This window comes from Nonomuraea sp. NPDC003201 (genome assembly GCF_053590415.1).
Genome location: NZ_JBSFTC010000475.1, coordinates 1 through 6,145, shown reverse-complemented (window position 1 = coordinate 6,145; position 6,145 = coordinate 1). Strand labels below are relative to the sequence as shown.

6 protein-coding genes are annotated in these 6,145 nt (G+C 68.7%); 3 read left to right on the top strand and 3 right to left on the bottom strand.

Annotation, left to right across the window (positions count from 1 at the left end; genetic code table 11):
• The first annotated feature begins 140 nt into the window (after nucleotides 1-140).
• Both ACWDX9_RS58295 and ACWDX9_RS58290 read left to right on the top strand, forming a co-directional pair.
• On the top strand, nucleotides 141-1,136 hold the full coding sequence (locus ACWDX9_RS58295) for a hypothetical protein (RefSeq protein WP_449972001.1): 996 nt from the start codon (nucleotides 141-143) through the stop codon (nucleotides 1,134-1,136).
• A 42-nt stretch (nucleotides 1,137-1,178) separates the two neighbouring features.
• Nucleotides 1,179-1,940, top strand: coding sequence for a phosphotransferase family protein (locus ACWDX9_RS58290; RefSeq protein ID WP_449971998.1), 762 nt, complete (start codon nucleotides 1,179-1,181; stop codon nucleotides 1,938-1,940).
• 29 nt (nucleotides 1,941-1,969) lie between these two features.
• Here ACWDX9_RS58290 and ACWDX9_RS58285 read toward each other — a convergent pair whose 3' ends face one another.
• Nucleotides 1,970-2,824, bottom strand: coding sequence for an LLM class flavin-dependent oxidoreductase (locus ACWDX9_RS58285; protein WP_449971996.1), 855 nt, complete (start codon nucleotides 2,822-2,824; stop codon nucleotides 1,970-1,972).
• A 243-nt stretch (nucleotides 2,825-3,067) separates the two neighbouring features.
• Nucleotides 3,068-3,490: a winged helix-turn-helix transcriptional regulator gene (locus tag ACWDX9_RS58280; protein ID WP_449971994.1), complete on the bottom strand. Its 423-nt coding sequence runs from the start codon at nucleotides 3,488-3,490 to the stop codon at nucleotides 3,068-3,070.
• Nucleotides 3,491-3,554: 64 nt separating this feature from the next.
• On the opposite strand from ACWDX9_RS58280, the gene ACWDX9_RS58275 reads away from it, so the two are divergent.
• Nucleotides 3,555-3,962, top strand: a complete 408-nt coding sequence (locus tag ACWDX9_RS58275) for a YybH family protein (protein ID WP_449971992.1) — start codon at nucleotides 3,555-3,557, stop codon at nucleotides 3,960-3,962.
• A gap of 46 nt (nucleotides 3,963-4,008) precedes the next feature.
• Here ACWDX9_RS58275 and ACWDX9_RS58270 read toward each other — a convergent pair whose 3' ends face one another.
• A complete protein-coding gene (locus tag ACWDX9_RS58270) occupies nucleotides 4,009-5,943 on the bottom strand; it encodes an ATP-binding protein (RefSeq protein ID WP_449971989.1) in 1,935 nt (644 codons plus the stop codon).
• Between the last annotated feature and the right edge of the window lie 202 nt (nucleotides 5,944-6,145).

The following is a 6,145-nucleotide window of genomic DNA, read 5'->3' as shown; positions in this document are numbered from 1 at the left end:
GTAGGCCGATACCGCCCCCTTGATGCACTGCTCCGCCGGCCAAGCCCGGTGCAAGCGCCGCACCCAGGAGCGCGGCAACTCGACATCCAGGACGCACGGCCACCGCGATCAGCCTGGCCGCGCTCGGCGCCGCCTACGTGATGCGTTACGCCGGTGACGCGACCGGACAGTACTGGCTGAAGGCGCTGTCGCCGATCGGCTGGAGCCATCTGGTGCGGGCGTACCAGGACGAGCGGTGGTGGCTGCTCGGCGTGTCGGTGCTGGTCAGCGCGGTCCTGTACGCGGTCGCGTACCGGCTGCTCGGCCGCCGCGACCTCGGCGAGGGCCTGCTGCCCGAGCGCCTGGGCCGGGAGTCGGCGCCGGAGCTGCGCGGCCCGATCAGCCTGGCCTGGCGGCTGCACCGCGCGCTGCTGGCCAAGTGGGCGGCCGGGGTCGCGTGCTTCGCCATGGCCGGAGCGGGGCTCAGCCCGCTCGCCCAGGACCTGCTCTCGCGGCCGAGCCTCGTGGTGCAGAGCATCACGAGCCTCCTCGGCGTGTCCGACACGGGCACCGCGCTGGGCGCGTACTCGTGGTACCTGATCCTCATCATCGCGTACGCCGTCGCGCTCTATCCGGTGCTCATGACGTTGCGGCTGCGTTCGGAGGAGACCTCGGGCCGCGCGGAGACCGTACAGTCCACCCCGATGACCCGCCTGCGCTGGGCGGCCGGTCACCTGGTCGTGACCGGGCTCGGCACGGCGGCGCTGATGGCCGTCGCCGGGCTCGTGTTCGGCACGCTGTACTCGCTGCTCGTCGGCGATCTCGCCCGCGACCTGCCCCGCTTCCTGGCGGGGGCGCTGAGCGCCGTGCCGGCGGCCTGGTGCGTGGGGGCGGTCTGCGTGCTCGCGTACGGGCTGGTGCCGAGGGCGAGCGTGGCGATCTCCTGGATCGTCTGGCTCCTGACCGCCGGGCTCGGCAAGATCGTCAGCCCCCTGTACGGGCTGTGGCACGGGACCCCGCTGGAGCCGTTCCACTACATCCCCAACCCGATGCTCGCAACGTCCTTCGACATCCGCCCCGCCCTCGCGCTGACGGCCCTCACGGCGCTGCTCCTCGGCGGCGCCCTCGTGGCTCTGCGCCGCCGCGACTTCGGGTGACTGGTCTAGCATGTCGTCCCATTCGACAAGATCGGAGGGCGGATGGGCGGCCATTCCATCGAGGTGCGGTCCGACGTGGTGATCAAGCGATACCGGTCGTCGGACTACGGTGAGCCCGAACGCGAATGGCGTGCCCTGGAGCTGCTGGGCGAACACGATCCCGGCCTGGCCCCGGCGCCGGTGACCGCCGAGCTGGAGGCCGACCCGCCGACCGTGGTGATGTCGCGCCTGGACGGCACGACGGTGAGCGGGGAGATCACGGGGGAACTCGTCGATGCCCTGGCCGAGGCCATCAACGGCGTCCAGCGCTCGATCCCGTCCCGGGTGCTCGACCGGGTGCCGGCGCGCGCCGGGCACCCGGTCTACCTCCTGCGGAAGGTACGCGACTGGGCGGCGGCGGCCACGCCCGAACCCGCGACCGCCGAAGCCCTCCGCGCGGCCACGGACTGGGTGTCCGGGCCGGGCCTGGAGGCGATGTTCGCGCAGCCGGGCACCCCGGTGTTCGGCACCGGCGACGGGAACCTGGCCAACTACCTGTGGGACGGCACCAGGGTCCGGGTCATCGACTTCGAGTACTCCGGGCTCAGCGACCGCGCGTTCGAGCTGGCCGAGGTCACCGAGCACATCTCGGTCTGGGAGAACGATCCGGCCGGGTTGACCGCCGTGCTCGACCGGTTCGAGCTGACCGCCGAGGAGGCGGCCAGGCTCACGGAGTGCCGGCGGCTGCTCGCGCTGTTCTGGCTGCTGCGCTGCCGCCGGGAGATCCGGCCCGCGCAGGCGGACCGGATGCTGGCCCTGCTGTAGGACTTCTCTTGATCAAGGGGTGCTTTTGATCAAAGGGTGCTGACCGCGTCCGCCAGCCGGTCCACCTGGCCCGGATCGCCGCCGTAGCAGTAGAGCATGACCTCCTCCACGCCGAGGTCCGCATACTGCGCGACGCATTCGCGGATCTGCCCGGGCGTGGTGAGCATCCCGGCGACCATCCGGTCCGCTCTGCCGGTGAACTCGTAATAAGCGCCCATCGCCGTACGGGCCTCGGTGACGACGTCCTCGGAGCCGAGCGCCACGTTCACCTGGGCGACGATGCGGGGCTCGCCGGACCGCCCGGCTTCCCGCCAGAACCGCCGGACCGTGTCGATGAGCCCGCCGGCCCACGGCGGCGCGGCGGCGGCGAGGAACCCGTCTCCCCAGCGCGCGACCCGCGCCAGCGCGGCGGGCTGGAAGCCGCCGAACAGCACCTCGGGCCCGCCCGGCCGGGCGGGGAGCGGCCCGATCATGCCGGCGCCGTCACCGTACGGCTCGCCGGACCACAGCCGCCGCATGACGGCCATCTGCTCGTCGAGCCGCCGTCCCCGGGTACGGAGGTCGGTGCCCGCGACCAGGTGATCGTCCTCGCGACCGCCCACGCCGAGCCCCAGCACCAGCCGCCCGCCGGACATCCGGTCCAGGGTCGCGGCCTGCTTGGCCAGCAGGGCGGGCTCGCGCAGGGGTGCGAGCAGCACTTCGGTCTGCACGCGTACGCGGGTGGTGGCCCCGGCGAGGAGGGCGAGGGCGATCAGCGGTTCGGGGTTGTCGTAGACGAGCCGGTCGAGGAGACCGAGGGTGGTGAAGGGGCCGGCATCAGCGCGCCTGGCCCAGTCGAGCTGGGTTGCGGGGTCGCTGATGGGCAGGCCAAGACCGACGTTCATGAGGTACCTCCGTGAAGGGGCATGCGGAATCGATGCCGCCCCTCCAGGACCTCCACGACGGGGGAGGCAGGGCTCCCGTTCTGCGGCGCGCTTCTGGGGAGCTCCTGATCAGAGTGATCCTCACTGTAGAGCAACCCCACCGCCCGAACAAAGCCGCACCCACCCACCCTCACCCGCGCTCATCCACCCGCGCTGACCCGCGCTGACCCGCGCTCACCCGCCCTCACCCCCGCCCATCCGCGCTCAGCTGTGGTCGCTCTCGGCCGTGGCGGCCAGACCCGGCTGGACCCCCCGCTCATGGCGGCCTTCAACCTGGGCGCCCCAGTCCCAGAGCGCCTGGAGGACGGGCCCGAGGCGCCGCCCGTGCGGGGTGAGCCGATAGTGCGTACGGGGCGGCCATCCGGACCTCCGGCGACGTTCGAGCACCCCGGCCTCGGCGAGCTGCGCCAGCCGATCGGACAGCACCTTGTCCGACAACTCGGGCAGCGCCTGCCGGAGCTCCGTGAACCCGCGCTCACCCCGCAGCAACTCGCGGATCACGAGGGTCGTCCACCGCCCGCGCAGCGCCGCGAGCGCGATCTCCACCGGACACGACGGATCCGGCTCGGTGACCTCGGCCCGAGGATCATCGGGCAGACCGGGGTGGCCAACCGTTTGGTGAGTCACGAGGGCGCCTCCTAGCGTTTCGCATCCACCCGATTTCTACCTGCCGAAAGGACGTGCAACTGCGATGCGCCAACTCGCCGAACGCCCCGAGGACGTGCCTGCCGTGTTCGCCGACCGCTTCAACACCGGCGATCCGGCGGCCGTGGCCGAGGTCTACGAGAGCGGAGCGGTCTTCGTACCCGAGCCCGGCTCCCCGCTGACGGGCCCGCAGGCCCAAGCCGCCAACGCCCGCTTCATGGCCCTGGGGCTGCCGATCACGGTCCGGCCGCGGCACGTCTACGCCGCCGGCGACACGGCCCTGCTGATCGTGGACTGGGCCATCGACGGTGTGGACCGGGACGGGCAGCACGTCCACATCGAGGCCACCGCCACCGACGTCGCCCGCCGCGGAAAGGACGGCCGCTGGCGGTACGTCATCGACAACCCTTTCGGCGTGCGCATGAGCACTACAAATACTGAGCAGGCCGTGTAGCCAGGCCCAGATCAGGCACATCGGCGATGGCAGCTTTGCGGCGGATTCATTTCATGGCGGCTTCGGGGGCGACCGATCCATGAACTCTCCGGAGGTACTCCACGGCGTGCTCCGTGGCCGGGTCATGGTTCAGCCGGTCCCGGTAGAAGTGCAGACGGTCCTCGCAGTCATCGATGACCTCGCTCCAGGTGCGCGCCCAGATCCGAACTCCGTCCTTCCACTCCGCGATGCATCCCGGGGGCCGGTTGGGCGCGCTCGCGTCCTCTCTGACGACGTCGTCCATCTCGGTGGAGATGACCCGGAAATCCCAGGACACCCGGGCGTCGCGGAACTGTGGATCACCGACGACGGCTTTGGCGTAACTCTTGATCTGCGCGACCTCGACCTGGCCGATCTTTACCTTGGGTGCTTTGAGCTCCACCACGAGATGCTCTCTCCCCGAACTGCCTCGGTGTGCCCGCCCAAGCATGAGGTCGACTATGCCTTTCCGGCCATCTTCGCGTCCTACCGGGTTGAACTGACCATCCTTTGGCGCACGGCCCAGTTCCAGAAGGTGACGCTTGAGCACCGTGTCCAGGCTCTGGTCACTGACCATCAACGCATAGGTGTCTCCGAAGATCCACGTTTCTCGTTCGAGGATCTTGTGGAGTTCGCTCCGTTCTTTTACCGTCTGGCTGATCTCCGGTTCGAAGACGAGCCTTTTCAGCGCCGCGAGGAAATCGAGGCGGTCGCCGACCTGGCCGGTCGCCTTGATCTCCTCAGAGAGGCTGGTTCGCTGCAGGATGCGCTTGAGCTCCTCCTGCTCCGACTGAGCCAGCCGGAACAACTCGTCCAAGACTGGATAAAGCCCGCTCGGATCATGGGAGATGATTTCTCTGAGCAGGCGCAAAGTGGTCTTCTTGCTTTGCGGTGCGCCAGGTAGCCGACGTGCGATGGTTGTGGCTACCTCGTCGAACATCTGGCGTTCGACCGCGTGTGCGGGCAGGACGGGCTCGCCGCTGTAGGGATAGACCCCATCGCTTTTCCACTCTTGGAGCAGCCTGGCCCGGCGCTCCTGATCACGCCTCTTGAAGTGCCTGCGTAGTGCTTCCCGCGCCGACTCCAGAAGACCGGCGGTCTCGTCCATTTCGACCAGCGGCAGATTGCCGCGCTGCTCGACGAATCCATCCCATAGCAGGTAAGCGGTGAAGTGATGGCCAGGCGCCTGTATGCCGGGAGAGGCGTCGTCCAGGACCACGCCGTTCGCATCGCACAGGGCCAGCACTCGGCCGACGTTCTTGGGCCATTCGATGATCCGCAGCAGGGGCTCGGCGAGCTCCGGCGCGGCCGGCCAATGAACGGTGTATTCGGCCATGTCGGTCCACCCGGTGGCCGGGTCGAGATCTGTCCCCTGAAAGGTGATCCGCACATCTGAGTTCGCGGCGAGGAACGGTGCGAATATCGAGGCGAGTTGCTGGGCGGTGTCGTCGTGAACGAGTCGGCTGACGAAATCCGCCGGCACCGATGCCTCGACCCGGGTGCCGACCGGCTCCGTTACGTACTCGGGATCGGAGATGTCGAAATCGGCAGGGCGATCGACCACTCCACTGATGACCGTACGCTCGGACCGCCCGTCGAGCGCCTCCGCCACCGTGATCCAGCGAACCTGCTCGCCGAGCGCGAATGCGCGGAGCCTGCCTTGCCCGCTGCGACCGTGCAGCCCGCGCTTCAGATGGGGTGAGAACTTGGCGGTGGTTTTCCACGAGCCTCCCAAGCCTCCGAAGAAGGCCACGCACGAAGCATTCGGCATGCCGTGACCATCGTCGGTAATGCTGACCGCCTCGACACCGTTCAACTCGTTGCATTCGAGATCGATGCTGACATGACTCGCCTCGGCATCCAAAGCATTCCAGATCATCTCTGCGACGGCGCCCACGGGGTCTTTTTGCTGGGCAAGGCGCAGGAGATGGTCCGGTTTCGCTCCGATGTGAACGGTGCGCACGCGGCCAACTATCCCAGATGATGTGCGAGGTCGTGCGTAAGATCGCTGGACGAGGCGTTTCGTCTTCGCGTGATCGTTTTCACGTATCGATACTGGGTCCACTTGTCAGAGTGCGGTTCGCGAGTCCATGCCCGTGATGTCGCAGTGTGATCGGATGGATTTGTAGCGTTACCACCAGTCGGAGGGCTCGGATGTGCTGGGA

What these genes read in the sequence shown, in the direction of transcription:
- ACWDX9_RS58295 (WP_449972001.1), top strand. Translation starts at nt 141, where the DNA reads ATGCGTTACGCCGGTGACGCGACCGGACAGTACTGGCTGAAGGCGCTG.
- ACWDX9_RS58290 (WP_449971998.1), top strand. Translation starts at nt 1,179, where the DNA reads ATGGGCGGCCATTCCATCGAGGTGCGGTCCGACGTGGTGATCAAGCGA.
- ACWDX9_RS58285 (WP_449971996.1), bottom strand. Translation starts at nt 2,824, where the DNA reads ATGAACGTCGGTCTTGGCCTGCCCATCAGCGACCCCGCAACCCAGCTC.
- ACWDX9_RS58275 (WP_449971992.1), top strand. Translation starts at nt 3,555, where the DNA reads ATGCGCCAACTCGCCGAACGCCCCGAGGACGTGCCTGCCGTGTTCGCC.